This window comes from Paenibacillus sp. FSL M7-1046 (assembly GCF_038007405.1).
Taxonomy (GTDB): Bacteria; Bacillota; Bacilli; order Paenibacillales; family Paenibacillaceae; genus Paenibacillus_AQ.
The window spans coordinates 113912-132593 of the sequence record NZ_JBBOXB010000001.1; the positions used below are offsets into that span (position 1 = coordinate 113912).

The 18682-nt window shown below is 56.0% G+C and carries 17 protein-coding genes and 1 riboswitch; of the genes, 1 reads left to right on the top strand and 16 read right to left on the bottom strand.

The window, feature by feature from the left end; translation table 11 throughout:
- Nucleotides 1-98: 98 nt before the first annotated feature.
- From NYE29_RS00395 to NYE29_RS00465, 15 genes are all read right to left on the bottom strand, one after another.
- Entirely contained in the window at nt 99-980 is an 882-nt protein-coding gene (locus NYE29_RS00395) for an ROK family protein (protein ID WP_340893776.1), read from the bottom strand.
- 221 nt (nt 981-1201) lie between these two features.
- Complete coding sequence (locus NYE29_RS00400; RefSeq protein ID WP_340893778.1) at nt 1202-3022, bottom strand: cobyrinate a,c-diamide synthase; 1821 nt, start codon at nt 3020-3022, stop codon at nt 1202-1204.
- Complete coding sequence (locus NYE29_RS00405) at nt 3015-4130, bottom strand: cobalt-precorrin 5A hydrolase (protein WP_340893779.1); 1116 nt, start codon at nt 4128-4130, stop codon at nt 3015-3017. The genes NYE29_RS00400 and NYE29_RS00405 overlap by 8 nt, the downstream gene beginning before the upstream one ends.
- A complete protein-coding gene (gene cobM / locus NYE29_RS00410) occupies nt 4123-4926 on the bottom strand; it encodes a precorrin-4 C(11)-methyltransferase (RefSeq protein ID WP_340893780.1) in 804 nt (267 codons plus the stop codon). Before cobM ends, NYE29_RS00405 begins: the two co-directional genes overlap by 8 nt.
- Nucleotides 4923-5633 carry a precorrin-2 C(20)-methyltransferase gene (gene cobI, locus NYE29_RS00415; protein ID WP_340899569.1) on the bottom strand — a complete coding sequence of 237 codons (711 nt, stop codon included), beginning with the start codon at nt 5631-5633 and terminating at the stop codon, nt 4923-4925. Before cobI ends, cobM begins: the two co-directional genes overlap by 4 nt.
- Before the next feature lie 1017 nt (nt 5634-6650).
- Complete coding sequence (gene cbiE, locus NYE29_RS00420; RefSeq protein ID WP_340893782.1) at nt 6651-7880, bottom strand: precorrin-6y C5,15-methyltransferase (decarboxylating) subunit CbiE; 1230 nt, start codon at nt 7878-7880, stop codon at nt 6651-6653.
- Nucleotides 7873-8973: a cobalt-precorrin-5B (C(1))-methyltransferase gene (locus NYE29_RS00425; protein ID WP_038588329.1), complete on the bottom strand. Its 1101-nt coding sequence runs from the start codon at nt 8971-8973 to the stop codon at nt 7873-7875. The genes cbiE and NYE29_RS00425 overlap by 8 nt, the downstream gene beginning before the upstream one ends.
- A 435-nt stretch (nt 8974-9408) precedes the next feature.
- Nucleotides 9409-10083, bottom strand: coding sequence for a precorrin-8X methylmutase (locus NYE29_RS00430; protein ID WP_340893783.1), 675 nt, complete (start codon nt 10081-10083; stop codon nt 9409-9411).
- 44 nt (nt 10084-10127) lie between these two features.
- Complete coding sequence (gene cobK / locus NYE29_RS00435; protein WP_340893784.1) at nt 10128-10913, bottom strand: precorrin-6A reductase; 786 nt, start codon at nt 10911-10913, stop codon at nt 10128-10130.
- Nucleotides 10914-10918: 5 nt separating this feature from the next.
- Nucleotides 10919-12154: a sirohydrochlorin chelatase gene (locus NYE29_RS00440; protein WP_340893786.1), complete on the bottom strand. Its 1236-nt coding sequence runs from the start codon at nt 12152-12154 to the stop codon at nt 10919-10921.
- On the bottom strand, nt 12151-13725 hold the full coding sequence (cobJ, locus tag NYE29_RS00445; protein ID WP_340893787.1) for a precorrin-3B C(17)-methyltransferase: 1575 nt from the start codon (nt 13723-13725) through the stop codon (nt 12151-12153). Before cobJ ends, NYE29_RS00440 begins: the two co-directional genes overlap by 4 nt.
- A 124-nt stretch (nt 13726-13849) precedes the next feature.
- On the bottom strand, nt 13850-14692 hold the full coding sequence (locus NYE29_RS00450) for an energy-coupling factor ABC transporter ATP-binding protein (protein WP_340893789.1): 843 nt from the start codon (nt 14690-14692) through the stop codon (nt 13850-13852).
- Between the two features lie 70 nt (nt 14693-14762).
- Complete coding sequence (gene cbiQ, locus NYE29_RS00455) at nt 14763-15554, bottom strand: cobalt ECF transporter T component CbiQ (RefSeq protein WP_076111502.1); 792 nt, start codon at nt 15552-15554, stop codon at nt 14763-14765.
- A complete protein-coding gene (locus tag NYE29_RS00460) occupies nt 15538-15834 on the bottom strand; it encodes an energy-coupling factor ABC transporter substrate-binding protein (RefSeq protein ID WP_038588318.1) in 297 nt (98 codons plus the stop codon). Before NYE29_RS00460 ends, cbiQ begins: the two co-directional genes overlap by 17 nt.
- On the bottom strand, nt 15834-16598 hold the full coding sequence (locus NYE29_RS00465; RefSeq protein WP_340893790.1) for an energy-coupling factor ABC transporter permease: 765 nt from the start codon (nt 16596-16598) through the stop codon (nt 15834-15836). Before NYE29_RS00465 ends, NYE29_RS00460 begins: the two co-directional genes overlap by 1 nt.
- 263 nt (nt 16599-16861) lie before the next feature.
- Nucleotides 16862-17050, bottom strand: a riboswitch (cobalamin riboswitch).
- Nucleotides 17051-17213: 163 nt separating this feature from the next.
- On the opposite strand from NYE29_RS00465, the gene NYE29_RS00470 reads away from it, so the two are divergent.
- Nucleotides 17214-18191 carry an ArsR/SmtB family transcription factor gene (locus tag NYE29_RS00470; RefSeq protein ID WP_340893791.1) on the top strand — a complete coding sequence of 326 codons (978 nt, stop codon included), beginning with the start codon at nt 17214-17216 and terminating at the stop codon, nt 18189-18191.
- A gap of 203 nt (nt 18192-18394) precedes the next feature.
- On the opposite strand, the gene NYE29_RS00475 is transcribed toward NYE29_RS00470, so the two are convergent.
- Complete coding sequence (locus NYE29_RS00475; RefSeq protein WP_038588311.1) at nt 18395-18670, bottom strand: DUF6171 family protein; 276 nt, start codon at nt 18668-18670, stop codon at nt 18395-18397.
- Nucleotides 18671-18682: the final 12 nt, after the last annotated feature.

Below are 18682 nucleotides of genomic sequence, written 5' to 3' on the forward strand. Positions count from 1 at the left end.
TCTCTCACGCTGAACGTGAAAGAGGTGCTCCCTCTTAAATGCTATACTGTTAAATCCTAGGATACCATAGATTGCCGAACAGTCAATCCCTTTTTGTGTTAGGCTCTGTCTAACGCCATTTTGGCTAATCCAAGCGCTCCGGACAGTCCGGCATTGTCTCCAAGCTGTGGTGAAACAACATAGTTGCCGATGCCTTCATTCAGCGCAGGATGCTGCACATAACCTCCCAGCAACTCTTGCAGCTTGGCATGGATTAACGGGAACAGCTGGCTCTGCTTCATGACTCCGCCGCCCATAACGATCTTCTGCGGAGACAGAATAAGCACATAATTCATTAGTGCATGCGCCAGATAATGGGCCTCCATGGCCCAGGCCGGGTGATCCGCAGGCAGCTCGCCTGCCGGCTGGCCCCAACGGCTGCCGATTGCCGGACCTGCGGCCAGGCCTTCCAGGCAATCCCCATGATAAGGGCAAAAGCCTGCAAAGTTGTCCTCCGGATGGCGCGGCACGAGAATATGCCCCATTTCAGGATGGGATAAGCCGTGAATCAGCTCACCGCCGACCACTGCCCCGGCCCCGATGCCTGTGCCAACGGTAATATAAAGACAGCTGTCCAGCCCCTGAGCCGCGCCCCATTTGTATTCACCCAACGCTGCTCCATTCACATCCGTATCAAAACCGATCGGCACATTGAATTGTCCGCCTACGGCTCCTACCAAATTATATTGTCCCCAGTGAGGTTTCGGAGTCGTCGTAATATATCCATACGTAGGGCTTCCCAGCACCGGATCAATGGGTCCAAATGAGCCGATGCCGATGGCGCCGACTTGTTTATTGCCAAAATAGTCGATCACGAGTCCCATCGTCTCTTTGGGCGTTGTCGTTGGAAAGCTGACCCGGTCGATTATCGTCCCGTCCTCATTCCCCACTCCGCATACAAACTTCGTTCCCCCTGCTTCAATCGCTCCCAACAATTTCACTGCAGTGTTCCCCCTTCTCCATAAACGGCTGGCCGTTAACCGGCTCTACCGGTAGTTATACAATATTAAAGCGCTCTCTTGCCTTTATTATACGTGGGTTGCAGGGTTATGACAAGCGGTTGACATACTTCTGTTTATCGAAAAAAAAGGACTTTACACGCTACCCCCTGTTTAACCGGAGCAGCTGTTTTGTCCTTTGTCATAGCTGGTAAATATCTGGCTTACTTACGTTCATGATAGGCCCGGCAGGCTGCGACAAACCGTGCGGCGGCCGGCAGATAAGAAGCCAGATGAATATGGGCATAAGCTGCCATCACATTGCCGCTTACATAACCTTCCGGCTGGCTGCCGCCTCTCCCTTTGCTCTCATACGCAAAGGTCCTCGGCTCTCCATGGTCATAACTCATGACGGAGTAATGAAATTCATGTCCGCGCAGCGTCTCTCCCTGCTGCAGCAGCAGGCAGTCCCGGATCGCGGTAACTTCCCGGTAACCAAGCGCCGCACGACGCTCCTGCATAACCGTATGGGCCGGAATAATCCCGGCCATCTCATGCAAGTTCCCGCTGCGGTCGGTCAGACTGCGGGCCAGTACCATATAGCCGCCACATTCGGCATAGAGCGGCATTCCGTCCGCCGCAGCTGACCGGATGCCGTTCAGGAAAGCCTTGTTCCCCGCGATCACGGAAGCGAACTCTTCGGGAAACCCGCCGCCGATATAAATGCCGTCCGCATCCGGCGGAATGCCCTCGCCGCGCAGCTGGCTGAATTCAGCCAGTCTTGCACCGGCTCGAACCAACAGCTCCAGATTGTCAGTGTAATAGAAATTAAATGCCGCATCACGGGCAACGGCAAGAACCGGGCGGTAGTCGGCTGGTTCAAGGGACGGATGGATGGGTTGAACCGGCGGCTGGTGGCTGGCTGACGCAAGTGACGGAGCGATAGGGTGAACCGGTGACTGGTAGCTGGCTGACGCAAGTGACGGAGCGATGGGAAGATGGCCGCCTAGTGATACAGCATGGGACACGGCATGGGATACGGCTGGGGATACCGCCGCGGATTCGCTGCCGGTTGTCGGCTGTTCTGGCCGCTGGGAAGATGCTGCCCGTTCACTTTCCACACCCCGGGAAAGGTGCAAACCGGGAGCAGGATTAGTTGGCAATCCTGTTTCCGCGATGCCTGCCGGTTGATCTTCACGCAGGCAATCGGACGCCGCCGCCGGATAGTCTTCAGCTGGCGACCCGCCCTGTGGAGGGTCACCAAACAGGGAGATCTCTGCCAGCGGGATCTCCGGTAAGTGGAGCGGATGCCGCAGCGGGGGCGCTGCTCCGGCAAGCTGCAGCAGCGCCGAGAGGTCGGTGCCCTCCGCCAGCAGATCGGCGGCACGGTCGAACAAGGACTCCAGCTCCCCCCGCTCAACGGCGGGCAGCAGGCCCAAATGCCGCTCCGGAATGTCAAGCCCGCTATCCCGCAGCAGCCAGCCCAGCACGGGAATCCCGCAGGCGGCTTCAATCGCCGCCTTCACCGTCTGGTAATGGCTGGCACTGCCGCAGCGGTTCACGATAACCGCGGCAATACGTACGCGCGGCTCCAGCTGCTGGAAGCCCAGTACTATTGCCGCCGCACTGCGGCCCATGCTGCGGACATCGAGCACCAGCAATACCGGGCTGTCTGTCAGGATGGCGATCTCGGCGGTTGAGCCGGTTAGCCCTGTCGCTTCTTTGCCGTCATACAGCCCCATGACCCCTTCGATCACCGAAAGATCCGCTTCCGCTGAGGAGCGCAGAAAGTACTCCAGCAAATACTCGCCTGAGGTCATCCAGGAATCAAGATTCCGGGGTGAACGTCCGGTAACAGCGGCATGATAGGCCGGATCAATGTAATCCGGGCCGCATTTGAAGCCCTGCACGTTTAGTCCACGCCGGGCAAAGGCCCGCATCAGTCCAAGCGTTACCGTCGTTTTTCCCGAACCGCTGCCTGTACCGGCTACAAGGATGCGGGCACGCCGCTGCAACGAAAGATCGTCTCCTTCCCACTCATACATCTGAGTCGTCCTCCCCCCTGTCAAAAATAACCCTGGCCACGGCAATCGTCACATTGCCGCTTTTTTTCTTGGGCAAAAGCAAGTCCCTCGCACCGGAAGACAAAAGGGCTGCAGGCTCGCAAACACCATAGGCTCCGGTCGCCTTGAATACAATCTCCGACGGCTGGTCCAGCGGCACCGTATTCAGCTGCTCCGGCGGATACAAAGCCAGCTCCCAGCCGTGCTTGGCGCACAAAGCGAGCAGTCCGGCTTCATCGCCTTTGATCCCGGCAGTGGCCGCATTCCGCACGCTTAGGAGAGACAGCCCCAGCTCTGCCAGGGTTTCCGCCACCACGGCTTCCAGCTCCGCCGCCGAAGTGCCGCGGTTGCAGCCCAGACCGAGCACCAGGCTGCGCGGACGGTACACTACGGTCCGTTCCGGCAAAGCCGCTGCTTCCGGCGCTTTCAGCAGCCGGTCGGTTACAACAATTGCCGCGCTGAAGGAAACCGCGCGCATTTCAGCCATATCCCCGCAGAGCTGCACATGCTCGGGCAATGCCGCTCCAGGGTGCAGCCAGCCGCGCTCCCCGTGCTCCTGCAGGAAGGCTACCCGCTCGCCGTTCACCAAGGCGGCGCTCACCGCCTTCATGTGGGCGAAGCTCTCCGGCCGCCAGCCGAATTCATGGCCGAGCAAATCCGCCGCGAAAGTCCCCTGAACATCCGAGGCGGTTGTGATCACGGGATGGCTGCCCAGCAGCCCGGCAATCTGCAGCGTCAGCCTGTTGGCCCCGCCCAAATGTCCGGAAAGCATGCTAATTACATGCTCTCCGCGTTCGTCAATCACGATGACGGCAGGGTCGGTTTTTTTATCCTGCAGCAATGGCGCAGCTAATCTTACCGCTGCGCCAAGCGAGAAGAAAAGAATCAAAGCCTCATAACGTTGGAATAAGACCGGCAGCAGCTCTTTTAGCGGCTCGGAAAATATCCGGCGTTCCCCCGGTATCTCTTCAAGCTTCCCGCTGTACTTGGCGTAGCAGAACACTTCGGTACTGCCCAGTTGCTCCCCCAGCGTCAGCGCAAGCTTAATGCCGTTACGTGTAATGGCGACAGCCGCATATTTCTTATCCATGATTGCCGGTCCCTTCCCGGCAGCCGTGGGTAAACGTCTTGTCGTACAGCTTTGAGCGGTGGGCATCGCGGTCGACCAGCCCGGGATCCAATGCCCAGCCGGCCAGAATCATCGCATGCATCGTAATGCCCGCTTCACGCAGGTCAGCCTCCAGTCTCTCTACCGTTGTCCGCAGAATCTGCTGATCCGGCCATGTCGCCCGTTTGACCACAGCCACAGGCGTGTCCGGACTCCATCCGGCGGCGAGGAATTCCTCCGCCGCATGTCCGGCCAGTGAAGCGCTGAGGAACAGTGCCACCGTGCAGTGATGGCTGGCCAGACGGCGCAGCTGCTCGCGCTCGGGCACGGGCGTGCGTCCTTCGGCACGGGTCAGAATGACCGTCTGCGTTAGCTCCGGCACCGTCAGCTCCGCGCCAAGTGCCGCCGCCGAGGCAAAAACAGAACTGACACCCGGCACGATCTCATAGCCGACGCCGCACAGCTTCAGCAGCGACATCTGCTCCAGGATCGCACCGTACATCGAGGGGTCGCCTGTGTGCACACGGGCTACGCTTTTGCCGGCCTGCACCGCTTCTGCCATCAGCTCCACCTGTCGCTCCAGATCCATCCCTGAGCTTTGCAGCACCTCAGCACCGGGCTTCGCGCTGAAGATCAGCTCTTCACTGACCAGCGAATCGGCGTACAATACGAGATCGGCCGAGCGCAGAATACGGCTGCCCTTAACGGTAATCAGCTCAGGATCGCCGGGTCCTGCCCCGACGATGTAGACCTTAGGTTCCAGCTGTACTTCCGTCATTTGCTCACCACCATCAGACTCAAATACTCCAGATCCGAGCCGCGCAGATCGCGGGCATCCCGCCAGACGGTCTCATAGGGAGAAGTCACCTTAGTGACGACGGACGCTTTTCCTCCAAGACCCAGTTCATCCAGCACCTCCAGCACCAGATCAAGCACCTTCGCCACTTTAAGGAACACTACAGTATCATGATGCAGCAGTGCTTCCTTCAGCGCCTCGCGGTCATCGGTAGCCGGAATGATACCCACCCGCTGATCGCCGTCGGCAAGCGGCTGTTCGAGTGTCGCAGCGGCACCCAGCACTGAAGAAATTCCGGGAACCGATACAATCGGCACAACGGGATGCTGCTCTTGCATTAAACGGGCCAGATGAATAAAGGTGCTGTACAGATTGGGGTCACCCTCCGTCACAAAAGCAACATCATTGCCAAGGCGCAGCTCATTCCAGCACAGCTCCACAGTCCAGCGCCAACCATTCTCCAGCTGCACAGGGTCTTTGGTCATCGGAAACACAAGTCCCAGCATGACCTTTTCGTCCTCATTTACATAGGTGTCGACGATCTCCTGGGCATAGGATTTGCCGCCCTTTTTGGCAGCCGGATAGGCGATCACCGGACATTCTTTCAGCAGACGGCAGGCTTTGACCGTAATCAGCTCCGGGTCCCCGGGACCGACACCCACTCCATACAAGGTACCTACAGCCAGCAAAGCAGCTTTAGACTCAAATGCATTCTCGGCCTCCAGCTGGCCGTCAACAAACTCATACTCTTCCACAGCAGTTTGGGCCATCGCTTGGGCTGTCTCTTCACCGGCAGTATACTCCCCGCTTGAGGGCACCAGTTGCGGTTCCGCTTGATTGTTTGTCATCTCCAGTTTCTCCTTTTATTGAGCTGTATGTTTACTTGGATATATCTTTAGGTCACCACTGCCTATGGCAGGGGGGATCTATGCTGCGACAGTTTCGTGTATGTACGGCATGGCATTTTGCGGCACAGGTATGCATATAAGAGTTCGGATTGGCACGCACAGGTGCACGTATGGACTGAAGCTATTAGTAACTAAATCTGGTAGTGACTAACTCAGATATGGACTAATCTTCCATGTGCTTCGCTTTAGATTGCCGATTGCATATCCGGACGATAGTCAGTTGATTGCCTTGCAGCTGCTGATGCAGCACTCAGTTTCTCAAGGGGAGGACTGGCACAGAATGCTTGGTTCATCGCTCATGATCCGAGCACCTGGTGGCTACGCGGACTGGAGAGGCGCTATTTGCAGATTTCTTGCTGTTTTTCGCTCTTCTCGGACTCCAGAGACGTTATTAGCATCATTTACCTCCACGGTACAGCCCAGCGAATGAAATAGCGGCGCTGGGGTCCGTTTACTTGGAAAACTAAAGCTCATTGATAAAATAACGTCGCTGCGGTCCGCCTCTGCTCGTAGCTAACTTCGTGACGTTACCTACTAAACATCGTAGCTGTCTAGTCGTCTTCGTATCGCTACCTTCTTCGCACCGTAGCAGTCTAATTGTCTTCATATCGCTACCTTCTTCGCACCGTGGCTGTCTAGTCGTCTTCGTATCGCTACCTTCTTCGCACCGTAGCCGTCTAATCGTCCTCGTATCGTTACCCTCTTCGCACCATAGCCGCATTCACAACTTTATCTTTTTCGCACCGCAGCCGATGTCCGCCTCATACCTATCTTCCGCTGCCCTGCAGCGTTCATCGGTTAAACCATCTTTTGGCCGCTGACCACATAGACGGGATTCATCCCTTCAAACCGGGTCATGCCAAGAATCGGTTTGCCCCGCGAGGCCTGCAGCATTGTTACTTCCGGAGCAAATCCGGCGAGTGCCAGCGCCTCCATACTGCCATGCAGCGTCTCAATCGTGATGGCTCCCACAACGATCCGCCCTCCGGGCCGCAGCCGGGCCGCACTATGTGCAATTATAGCTGCCAGCTCGCCACCGCTGCCGCCGATGAACACAGCGTCAGGGTCTGGAAGCTTATCCAGCCCCTGCGGGGCTTTTTCATGGATAATTGCAAAATCCGCACGGAACTTCCGGCGGTTGGCTTCAATGTTGGGCAGATTATCTGCCCCTTTTTCCAGGGCATAGACCCTGCCAAGACGGGCAATCCGCGCACACTCCACCGCTACTGCACCGGAGCCGGAGCCGATATCCCAGACAATCGCATCCTCGGACAGATACAGCTCCGACAGGACAAAAGCGCGGACCTCCCGTTTGGTAATCAGGCCCTTTTCCGGCTTTCGCTGCTGGAACACCCCATCGGGATATGCGAATCCGCGCCGCACCTCCACCGTACTTCCCGGCTTCCGCCGCAGAATCACTACATTTAGTGCTGCAAACTCCGCCTGCTCCAGCTCCTCCAGTTCCCAGAACCGGCAGACCTCTTCCGGGCCGCCCAGCCGCTCGCAGACAAAAGGCTGATACTCTGTCATGCCAAACTCCCGCAGGTAAGCTGCAATCCGCGCAGGAGTATTGACTTCATCCGTCAAAAGAGCAATCTTCTGCCTGCCGTCAATCCGCTGGGCCAGCCCGTTAATCGGCCTGCCGTGCAGACTGATAAGCTCTGCATCCTGCCAGCTGTCACCCAGCCGGGAAAAAGCAAGCTGCACACTGCTGTAATACGGAATCACTTCGACCTGCTCCGGCCCGAACCTTTTGGCAAGGTAGCCGCCAATCCCAAAAAACAGCGGATCCCCCGAAGCCAGCACAGCAATACGTTTTCCTGCTTTCCACAATCCCTCCAGCTTATCGGCAAAAGGCTTCAGCCCGCCCTGCAGCGTGATCTTTTCCCCATCGTACCGGCTGAAAAACGACAGTTGCCTCTCCCCGCCGAGCAGTACCTCGCTCTCCTGCACTTTTCTCAAGCTACCCGGCGTCAGCCCGCCTGCGCCATCCTCGCCGATACCGATGATATAAATTACATTAGCCACAGATTTCCGCCCTTCCCAGCACTCGGCCTTTCATCGTGATCAGCACCATTTCTACCGTCATCTCCCCATTCATGTGAATCAGGCAATGTCTGCAGGCATGAAGGCATAATTGTTCAAAAAAAGCGTAATTCCCGGCCTCCGTCATCATGTCCACAACCTGCGAAGCCGTATTGGCGGCAGCAATCTCCTGCACCAGTTCTTCGTCAGCCCCGGCTTCGGACGCTACTTGGGACAAAAAACCGAAATCAACCGGTGCATTTTTTGAATGAATCAGCATGGCACCCTGTGCTACTTTGGAATATTTGCCCGCCATACCGACAAGCGTCACCTTGCTGAATCCATAGGCTTTGGCATGGCCGAGAGAGAACCCCACGTATTCGCCCATCTGGATAAAAGCTTCCTCCGGAAGCTCCGGGAACATTGCCATGGCATATTTTTCACTGCTGCCGCCGGTAGTGAGGATCAGGCCCCTGTTCCCTGTAGCAGCTGCAACCGATATGGCCTGAACCACACTCGCCTTATAGGCTTCAGTGGAGAACGGCGTAACCACTCCCCTTGTGCCGAGTATCGAAATACCGCCTACGATGCCTAGGCGCGGATTGAGTGTCTTGAGCGCAATGGCTTCGCCTTCGGGCACACTGATTACCACCCGCAGTCCCCGGGCGGCGCCATGCTCTTCCAGCACCTCGGATACAGCTTCCAGAATCATACGACGGGGCACCGGATTAATCGCGGCTTCTCCTACCCCTACCGGCAGCCCCGGCTTCGTTACTCTGCCGACGCCCCGCCCGCCGTCAATCTCCACACCGGGATGTTCCAGCCAACTGACAGTGGCCTCGATCCAGGCCCGGTGAGTGGCATCCGGATCATCCCCGGCATCCTTCACCGTGGCACAGATTGCCGTGAAATTATCCTGACGCTGCCATCCGGTCAGTTCGAAGGTATGCCGGAATCCCGCCGGCAAGTAAAGCTCCACGCTCTCTGGCGCATCGCCTGTGATCAGCAGGAGTGCCGCGCCTTTGGCTGCGGCGGCAGCACAGGCGCCGGTGGTATAACCCCGGCGCATAGGTTTTGAAGCGGTCTCCTCAGTCATGCCGATCCCTTCTTTGCTGTATGTTATGGGTCTCTGTTGATACCGGTAATTGCTGCACTTGCTTGGCTCACTACATTTTAACTTAGTGCTTCTACGTGCTTAGTGCTGCTTCTTAGCTTATTAGTTTTTTTAATGCTCTTAGTACTTCTTAGTACTTCTTAGCTCTTCTTAGTGCTCTTAGTGCTCTTAGTGCTCTTAGTGCTCTTAGTGCTCTTAGTGCTCTTAGTGCTCTTAGTGCTCTTAGTGCTCTTAGTACTTCTTAGTACTTACTTGATGTTACTTTTCACTTGTGGTCTGTGAATGTTCTGCTCTCTGTTTGGCTCTCATTAATTCGCTTCTTCTTGTCTTAGCTTGGCTAGTCTTGGCTTGTTTCTGCTTAGTTCCCGACTTCTATGATTATTTATTCTTTATTCGTATAAAACCCTACCTTTACTGCTACCGTCCAGATTCCTGTTGCTCAGTATCCTGCCGGACAGCCAGCAGGCTTAAGGCATTCACCGCTGCTACAACGACCGTACTGCCGCCTTTGCGGCCTATGTTCGTAATGTAGGGAATATCCAGCTTGCGCAGCTCATCTTTGGATTCGGCAGCGGATACGAAACCAACGGGCATGCCGATGACGAGTCCGGGCTGGGCCGCTCCTTCTTTTACCAGACGAATCAACTCCAGCAGCGCCGTGGGCGCATTGCCGATAACATATATCCCGCCGGGGGCTTCGTTACAAGCTTTGCGTGTTGCGACAATTGCCCGGGTCGTCCCCAGCATTTTGGCTTCTTCGATGACATCCGGATCGGAAATATGCACCCTGACATCTCCGCCGTATTTATGTATCCTTTCCTTGGCGATACCGGCCTCTACCATCCGCACATCGGCAATGATCGGCTTGCCCTGCAGAATGGCAGCTATACCCGCTTCAATCGCCCGGGGATGAAACACCAGACTCCGCCCCAGCTCGAAATCGGCAGATGCGTGGATGATCCGCTGCACCACCGGATACTGCATAGCGTTAAAATAATGTACTCCCAGTTCCTTCGTGATCATTTGAAAGCTCAAGCTCTCAATTTCCTGCGGCTGCACCGTCAACGGTTTGAAATCCGTTCCAAAGTCCACGTCCATTCCCCTTTTCATAATTCAATAGATGTTTCCACATCGTTTCACTCATGCACCGCCAGTACTGCTTTTACCGCACCAGCTATCTCATCCATTGCATGATAGACACTGCCAAAATCGCAATAAGGCGTGTCCGGACGTGTTATCAAAATAACGTAAAGCCCCATATCCAGCGCAGCATGCAGCTTCTCATCAAGAGATCCCTCTGCCCCGCTCTCCTTAGTGATCATGACCTGCGTGCCGTATTGCCTGTACATCGCTTCGTTCATTTCCCTTGAAAAAGGTCCCTGCATCCCAATAATATTCCGCTGTTCTATCCCAAGCGCAAGGCATTTCTCGATGTTCTCCAGGCAGGGAAGCAGCCTGACCGTCAGGCGCACCTCCGGATCGCCGAGCAGCCGCTCCGCAAAAATCTCCAGTGTTTTCCCACCGGTGGTCAGCATGACCGAGCCTTTTAATTGTTTTGCTTTGCGGGCCGCAGCTTCATAAGAATCTACACAAATCAACCGGGGATGACTGTCATAATGAAGGCTTCGCCGCTCGTAGCGAAAATAGGGTAGCCCCAGCGCTTCCGCAGCGGCCATTGCATTGGCATGGGCCTCAAGTGCAAAGGGATGGCTTGCGTCTACTACAACACTGTAATTCCCCTCCTGCAAAAAGGAGATCATCCCCGGCTGGTCCAACCTGCCAACCGCAGTCCGTATTGCGGCTGCTTCAAGCCGCTCCGCTGCACTTGGCGTCACGACAGAAGCCACCAGCGGCAATCCATGAGATGACAAAGTCAGCGCTAATTCCCGGGCATCACTCGTTCCGCACAACATAAATATCATAGCGTTCAGAATTCCTTCGGTCCGTTGGCCGAAGATACTGTCTGTACTGAAAGGTCCCGCTGACGCGGCTGTATTTTGCCTTCCGTACCCATCTCGGAGTGATGCTCCTGTTCATGCTGCCTGCTGCAGCACTGATGCCCATGAGCCGCATGATTATGCCCACATCGCCCGTGCTCCTGGCTATGATGTTCTCCGTGATGGTGGTGGTGATGGTGATGCCCATGCTGGTGATTATGCTCTTCCCCATGATGATGGTGGTGCCCGTCTCCCTCTTCATGGCCTTCCTCACCATGGTGGTGGTGGTGATGGTGGTGTGCGGCCGCCTCAACACGGTATTTGCAGTTATCGCAGTTGGCGAAGGATTGGCCTTCCAATGTCTCTTCAATTCGCTCCGCAAGCATGTCGGACAGCAGCGGGTGAGAACCAAGGTAACTGCCTTGCTCCACCTCGACCTCAGGATGCCCGGCAGCGAACTGCGAGATGATATCAGAAAACTGCTTCATCAGTACTCCGGTGAAAAGCAGGTACGGCAGCACTACAATTTTACGCGCACCCAATGCCAGACAACGCTCCAGCCCCTCGGGCAGCGAAGGTTTGGCAATGGCGATAAAGCAGCTCTCTACGCTTTTATAAGCAGTCCTTTCCCACAGCAGGCGGGTCAGTTTATAGAAATCACTGTTGGCATCAGGATCGCTGCCTCCACGGCCCATAACAAGAATAATGGTGTCTTTGTCCTCCACTTTCGAGGTTTTCATCTCAACTACAGCAGTGCCTGTATTGCCAGCTCTGGAGACAGAATGCACTTCCCCCGGACCCGCTTCTTTCGCATTCTCCCCCAATGTCAGTATCTTGTCTTCCGGCTGGGCCGGCTGTCTCCACGCAGTTGCTTCTGCGATCCGGTCCAGCAAAATATCCACCGCCCGCTCCTGTACACCGACCGGACGTCCGTACACAAATTCCACGCCGGGATACTTTAGCTTCGCCTGGTCCATGGCCAGCGGAATGTCCAGCTTGGAATGGCCAGCCGCGAACAAAATAATCGGTACCACGTAAACCGTCGAAGCGCCTCCTTTTACACAAAGCGCTATGCCCTCAGCAATCGAAGGCGAAGCCAGTTCTATAAAGCAGGTTACAAAGGTCAGCTCCGGCTTGCGGGCGGCAAGCTCACTTGTGAATTTCCGCAGCTCCTCGTTGCCCTCCGCTACCCGGCTGCCGTGTCCTACGAGCAATACTGTTTTCATTCGTTATGGCCCCCATGCTGAAAAAATGTATAAAACCGTTCATTGATTTTGCCCTGCGAACCGTATCGCTTGACAATCGCTGTAACTGCGGCTATGAGCTCATCTTCATTCATTCCTTCCCCGACGAGACTGCCTGCATGCGGGCCTCGTCCCGACTTCTTCCCGCCAAGGTACAGCTCGAAGCTGCCCTTGGAGTACACTACGCCGATATCCTCCAGCACGGCTGAGCTGCAGGCCATGCCGCAACCAGCTACACCGATCTGAAGTTCCCGCGGCACCGGCCGTCCGTGGAGCAGCTTATGAAGGCGGATAGCCGCATTAAGCCCGTCTTTCTTTCTTAATTCACAGAAGCCGCACGTCTTCACTTTCACAAAATCCCCCGGCAGGCTCACATTCAGCCCGGCCTCTGCCAGACGGTACGCCTTATCCTCCTGCTCAGCCCCACTGCTGCGCAGCAAAAAATGTCCGTCCCGCGTATACACCAGCTGACCTTCATCGCCTGCAAGCTCCGCAAGCAGCGCCATCTGGGTGCCGCTATATCCGTGGCTGCCAAGTGCCGGCGAAACCTCCAGTTCGGAGGCTTCGAATTGCACCGCCGGCGAAACGGCGGAAGCAAAAGCCTTAGGCAGCTCCGTCCGGGCCGCTGCAGAAGCAGCTCCGCTCTCCGCGGCAGCCGCGCTGCCCATAGGGCCAGCAGCGTTATTCGCCTCTGCTGCGGCCTCTGCGGCAACCGCTGCCGCAGCCAGCGACCACGGCTCTGCCGCTGTCCGCAGCCGCTCATGCGGCTTCAGCGCCTGCGTCTCGGCGCCAAGACTGTACTTGCGCTCATAGCCGCGCGGCGTCACCATCAGACCTTCATAGACGGTAGTCGCAGAGTTGCCGACCACAACTGTGGAGAGCATGCCGATCTCATGCTCCAGCATATCCTGCAGCGTAGTTACAACCGTCTGCTGGCGGTCACGGTAGGCGCTTTTGACAATGCCGACCGGCGTGGACGGATCGCGGTAGCGAAGCAGAATGCTGCGGGCTTCCTCAATCTGCCGCGTCCGTTTGCCGCTGCGCGGATTATAGAAGGCAATTACAAAATCCGCCGCACCCGCCGCATCGACACGCGCTGCGATGCTCTCCCACGGCGTCAGATGATCGCTCAGGCTGATCGTGCAGGCATCATGCATAATCGGCGCTCCCAGCAGTGAAGAGCAGGACTGGATCGCCGATATTCCGGGAATCACCTCAACTTCCACACCGCCCGCACGTTTCCAGCCCCGTTCGATCAGCACCTCGTACACCAGTCCGGCCATCCCGTACACACCTGCATCCCCACTGGAAATGACCGCAATGTTCTGTCCCGCTTCCGCCCTGCGCACCGCTTCCTGGGCCCGGCTAACCTCTTCGGTCATACCGGTACCGACAATTTCCTGATGCTTCAGCAGCGGCTTGATCAGCTCTACGTAGGTGTTATAGCCGATGACAGCTTCACTTTCCTCAAGCGCAGCCAGTGCGCGGCCTGTAATATGCTCCAGGGCACCGGGGCCAAAGCCGATAATCAGCAGCTTTCCTTGTTTCTTCATCCTTTTTCCCCCCGTCCACAAAATAACCTGATTTCATGCTTCCCCTGCTGCTTGCTACAACGCTCTATATATAGCAGATGCTTCTGCCCAAACGGCATTCACCTCTGTCATTGACGCAATCATTCTATTGAATTTCCCGCTTCAGAATGGCTTTGAACTCTTCTGCATTCCGGGGAGCAGTCTGCCCGGCAGTCAAACGGCCGGGCAGGCTATGCCATAAATCGGCGAGCAGCGGCAGGTCAAGGCCGATCGCCCGTATATCTTCCCCGTCTGCAAAAATATCCTCCGGCGATCCGGCTGCCCGGCAGACACCTTTATCCAGCACGATGATCCAGTCCGCCCAGCGGTAGGCCAGATTCATATCATGCGTCGCCATGACCACCGTGGTGCCCTTGGCATAAATGCTCTCAAGTCCCGCAAGCAGCTGTCTCTCGGAGAGCGGGTCCAGATAGGAGGTCGGCTCATCCAGCAAAATCAGCTCTGGCTCCATCGCCATGACCCCTGCGAGCGCCGTGCGCTTTTTTTGGCCCAGACTGAGCTGATGAACCGGCTTGTCTTGCAGAGCCAGCAGATTCAGCTGCTCCAGCACTTCCAGACAGCGCTTCTGAATAGCGGCCTCATCCATGCCCGTCCCCCGCAGTCCGAAAGAAATATCCTCGATAGGCGTACTAAGAATCAGCTGCTGCTCGGGGTCCTGAAAGACGAGGCCCACGCGGCGGCGCAGGGCGGCCAGCTCTTTTTTGGAATAGGTTAGCGGGGTACCGCCCTGCAGCACCTTGCCTTTCTGCGGACGCAGTACGCCAACGGCATGCAGGAACAAGGTTGATTTGCCGGAGCCGTTGTGGCCGAGCACTGCTGTTTTTCGTCCTTTGGGGATGGAGACAGTCAGCTCCCGCAGCGCAGGTTCCGCCGTGTCCGGATAACTGTAGGCGACCCCCTCAAAGACCAGGCTATATTCGTTATTCATTGCAATCTCCTTACTCTTAGTTCAGTCTCCACTTTAACTCCTGCCGTTGGCCGCTTCCCCAATCAAGAAATCACCAGCTCCGCAAGATCCATAGCTGAGCCAGCAGCAGCAGGAAAATACCGGCGCAAGCCTGAACCGTGAATCTGCGCGGCACCGGGCGTGACACGTACGGCGGTAAAATGATCTCACCCATGTACCCCCGGGTTATCAGCCCCTGTGACAGCCCATAGTAGCGGTGCATCGTATTCGCAAACAGCGAGCCCGCCATTCCCGCAACTTCACGCAGTTTGGCCACCCGTCCTCTTCTGCCGCCGCGCAGCCGCCGGGCCAGCATCATTCCATGTGCTGTATCGCTCAGCAGGAACAGAAAACGGTACATAATCAGCATGAGCTCCAGTACGATCTGCGGCATCCGCAGCCTGCGGAGTACCTGCAGCAATTCTCCGAACGGTGTTGTAAATATGATAAAAAAGCAGCAGGTCAGGCAGGCCAACACGCGCGCCAGCAGCAACCCTGCCCGGTGCAGTCCCTCCGCTGTAATGTATAGTGAACGAGTCGAAGCCGGGAGCTGCAAGGACATTAACGCCTCACCGGCAGTTGGATGGCCAATTTCAAGCAATAGTGCCGGCAGGCTCAGACAAAAGAACAAAAGTGCCGTACCAAACAGCAGGCCGTAGGCGCGCAGCGGGATTTTGGCGTACAGGACGCACCACACGGTCATCCAGCCCGCAATCACAAGCTGCAAGGCCGGATGAAGCGCATAGGAAAGGATGAACATGACTGCTGCGAACAGGCCTTTCCACATCGCGGGCAGCTGCCTCAGCGCATTGCTGTAGGATAACGCATCAATTCTTCTGATCATTAAGCTTGCGCCGGTCCTGTCTGCCTTTCAGCAGGCCGATGGAATAGCCAATCACTCCGGCCCCGATCGCCGCCTGCAGCGCGAACAGCATGCTTTCCGTTTCTCCAGGCAGTTCAGTCAGCGGTTTGAACCACGGCTCATAACCGGGATCGATCTCCGTAATTACACCCTCTGCGGCATCGTCAGCCCCGCCGAATTCCCCGTTCACCAGCAGCAGAGGCAGCACCACCAGCAAAATCACCGCCAGCAGCATCAACCCATTTTTCCACTTATTGCTCATCACAGACTTCCTCCCTTGGTTTGCCGTTTCAGCAGCGACAGCTCATTCGGGCTGTAGGATTTTAGCCAGTTCCAGAGCAGCACGGTCAGCAGCCCCTCGCTGATGGCGAGCGGAATCTGCGTCACGGCAAAAATACCGCCGAACTTAATCAGAGAAGCCAGCACACCCCCGTCTGCCGCCGGAAAAGCCACTGCAAGCTGAACCGAGGTCACCACATACGTCATGAGATCAGCCACTGCCGCCGCCATAAAGACTGCCAGCTTTTCACGCCCATTCACCTTCATCAGCAGCTTATAGACCGCATACCCGGCAAAAGGACCGGCCACCGCCATCGAAAATGCATTCGCACCGAGTGTCGTTATCCCCCCGTGCGCCAGCAGCAGCGCCTGAAACAGCAGCACAACAGACCCGATTACGCTCATCGGCAGCGGCCCCAGCATTACAGCACCAAGTCCCGTTCCTGTAGGATGGGAGCTGCTTCCGGTTACGGAAGGCATTTTGAGTGCCGACAATACAAAGGTAAATGCACCCGCCAGCCCAAGCAGCAGCTTCAGCTCCGGGTTGTCCTTGGTCATTTTCTTCAGCTTAAGGACTCCAAGGGTAAAAAACGGCAGAAACGCCACCCACCAGAATACGGCCCAGCCTACCGGCAGAAAACCCTCCATAATATGCATCGCGTTGGCCGTGCCCGGCTCATTCAGCAAAAAATAAACGGTAAATCCGGCAATGAGTGCAGCAAAACTCCAAAACTTGCGTTTGTTCATCCTTTTCCCTCCATGGATTCGTCATTTTGTGCCGCATCAAATCAAAAACTCCCGCCCCGGGGGGTGGGAGTGCTATGTACGTCATCAGATATGTAAGAGATGGTGGTACCGCTGCAACATCGCGGAGAATTCGCAGAATTGTAATGCGGGGGAGCTGAAGCTGGCACTTGCTCTGCACCAAATCTTCAAAATCCACCGTCCCCAAAACTGCATGCCTTCATCTCTTTAACCAATTCGTACACCGCTCCTATCCGCGTAGAGTCGTGGTGCGCGCAAACAAGGTAGGTCTCCTGGCTCGGGATCATAACGCCTTCCTTCGTCTTCCCCGGCTGTTTGCCGAGTGACATGCTGAAGTTCAGCTCTTCCTTACAGTGGCGGGACCGCTCGGGATTTGCACCCGATTCCCTGTTACCCCTTGTAGTTACAAGGGCACCTTGTCTTATCGCTAATTTATCCTGTACATTATAGTGGACTTCGCCGGGTGGTGTCTGTGATAAAAGTGGAGCGGCAAAGTTCTCCAGCACACCATCCGGTGAACCCAACGGGTTGTAAGAAAGCCATTTAAGTAATATAATTATTAACTATATAACTTGAATCCGGAGGCGTACCCAGAAAATGAAAGTTGATCTTACCGAAGATTCCCTGCCGGTGTACGAGGCGCTCTCAAGCGCTGTACGTCTGCGAATGCTGCAGCTGCTTGCTGTTCAGCCCATGAATGTAAAGGAATTGGCGGGAGCGGTCAAGCTGAGCAGCGCCATTATGACAATGCATGTGCGTAAGCTGGAAACGGCCGGACTGATCCGCACCCATATGGCTCCCGGACGAAGCGGACTGCAAAAGATTTGTTCTCTTGCCGCTGAAGGGGTCGAGATTATCTTCCCACTCCAGGCCAAAGCAGAGCGCAAGGGTCACCGGAAAGAAATACCGGTCGGACATTATTCCGATTTTGAGATAGAGCCAACCTGCGGGCTGGCCACTACCGAGCATATCATCGGCAGCTTCGACGATCCCCGTTATTTCTGGGATATGGAGCGGATGAATGCCGGAATTCTCTGGTTTGGCAAAGGTTATGTCGAATACAAAATACCCAACTTCCTGTTGTCCAGCCAGCAGCCGGAGGAGCTCATCATTACGATGGAGATTGCCTCCGAAGCACCCTCAACCAATAATAACTGGCCTTCGGATATTGCGTTTACGCTGAATGGCCAGAAGCTCGGGTATTGGACTAGCCCAGGCGATTACGGAGACAGCCCGGGGAAATATACCCCTGCCTGGTGGCCGGCGTACACCAATCAATACGGCCTGCTCAAGCAGCTGCACATTACCCCAAAAGGAACCTATATGGACGGCTTAAAACTCTCAGACATTACGCTGGAGCAGGTTGCAATCCGCAACAAGCAGTGGACCTTCAGGCTCTCGGTGGAAGAGGATGCCGAACATATCGGCGGGCTCACCTTATTCGGCAAAGGCTTCGGCAATTACAACGAGGATCTGGTCGTAGAGCTGTTCTATACCGATGGATTCAATGGTGCTGACGCGGATAAAAGGGATGCAGCAGCAGGTGCTGACAATGGGAATGGGACAGTTTCCTAGCCAAGCGATGCCTTCACTGTAAAGTCCGCATATATATTCTTCTCTTCTCACATAAACGCCCCCATCCCTCGCGGTATTGTATCCACGAGTGATGAGGGCGTTTAATGTTTCAGTATGCCTGGGACTCCAGGGTGCACTTTCCGGTATTCACAGCCAATGATGCTTCCTCTGTGACAAAGGCTCTCCAACGGCTTGGCGGAACGCTACTCCGTGACCGGACTCCACAAACCGCCGCCCGGCAACGGGCAGCCGCGCTCCTTCAGCTTGGCCACGACCGGTATGATACAGCCGCAGGCCGTGCATGTTACGCCATCCTGGAGCTTCGGACAAGCTGAGCAAAGGGCAACACGCTCCCTGTATACTTCATCTGAAGCGGTGTTGTCCGGGGTGAACATTGATGAAGCCAGAATCCGGGCAATCTGGGCATCCGTCACCTTGTACTCTTCCCGGCAGCCCTTGCAGGTTGATAAAGTGCTCATAACGGATGCTCC

Bases quoted from the DNA above. Each gene is read 5' to 3' on its own strand.
- NYE29_RS00400 (WP_340893778.1), bottom strand. From the start codon at position 3,022: ATGTATGAGTGGGAAGGAGACGATCTTTCGTTGCAGCGGCGTGCCCGC.
- NYE29_RS00405 (WP_340893779.1), bottom strand. From the start codon at position 4,130: ATGGATAAGAAATATGCGGCTGTCGCCATTACACGTAACGGCATTAAG.
- cobM (WP_340893780.1), bottom strand. From the start codon at position 4,926: ATGACGGAAGTACAGCTGGAACCTAAGGTCTACATCGTCGGGGCAGGA.
- NYE29_RS00425 (WP_038588329.1), bottom strand. From the start codon at position 8,973: ATGACTGAGGAGACCGCTTCAAAACCTATGCGCCGGGGTTATACCACC.
- cobK (WP_340893784.1), bottom strand. From the start codon at position 10,913: ATGATATTTATGTTGTGCGGAACGAGTGATGCCCGGGAATTAGCGCTG.
- NYE29_RS00440 (WP_340893786.1), bottom strand. From the start codon at position 12,154: ATGAAAACAGTATTGCTCGTAGGACACGGCAGCCGGGTAGCGGAGGGC.
- cobJ (WP_340893787.1), bottom strand. From the start codon at position 13,725: ATGAAGAAACAAGGAAAGCTGCTGATTATCGGCTTTGGCCCCGGTGCC.
- NYE29_RS00450 (WP_340893789.1), bottom strand. From the start codon at position 14,692: ATGAATAACGAATATAGCCTGGTCTTTGAGGGGGTCGCCTACAGTTAT.
- cbiQ (WP_076111502.1), bottom strand. From the start codon at position 15,554: ATGATCAGAAGAATTGATGCGTTATCCTACAGCAATGCGCTGAGGCAG.
- NYE29_RS00460 (WP_038588318.1), bottom strand. From the start codon at position 15,834: ATGAGCAATAAGTGGAAAAATGGGTTGATGCTGCTGGCGGTGATTTTG.
- NYE29_RS00465 (WP_340893790.1), bottom strand. From the start codon at position 16,598: ATGAACAAACGCAAGTTTTGGAGTTTTGCTGCACTCATTGCCGGATTT.
- NYE29_RS00470 (WP_340893791.1), top strand. From the start codon at position 17,214: ATGAAAGTTGATCTTACCGAAGATTCCCTGCCGGTGTACGAGGCGCTC.
- NYE29_RS00475 (WP_038588311.1), bottom strand. From the start codon at position 18,670: ATGAGCACTTTATCAACCTGCAAGGGCTGCCGGGAAGAGTACAAGGTG.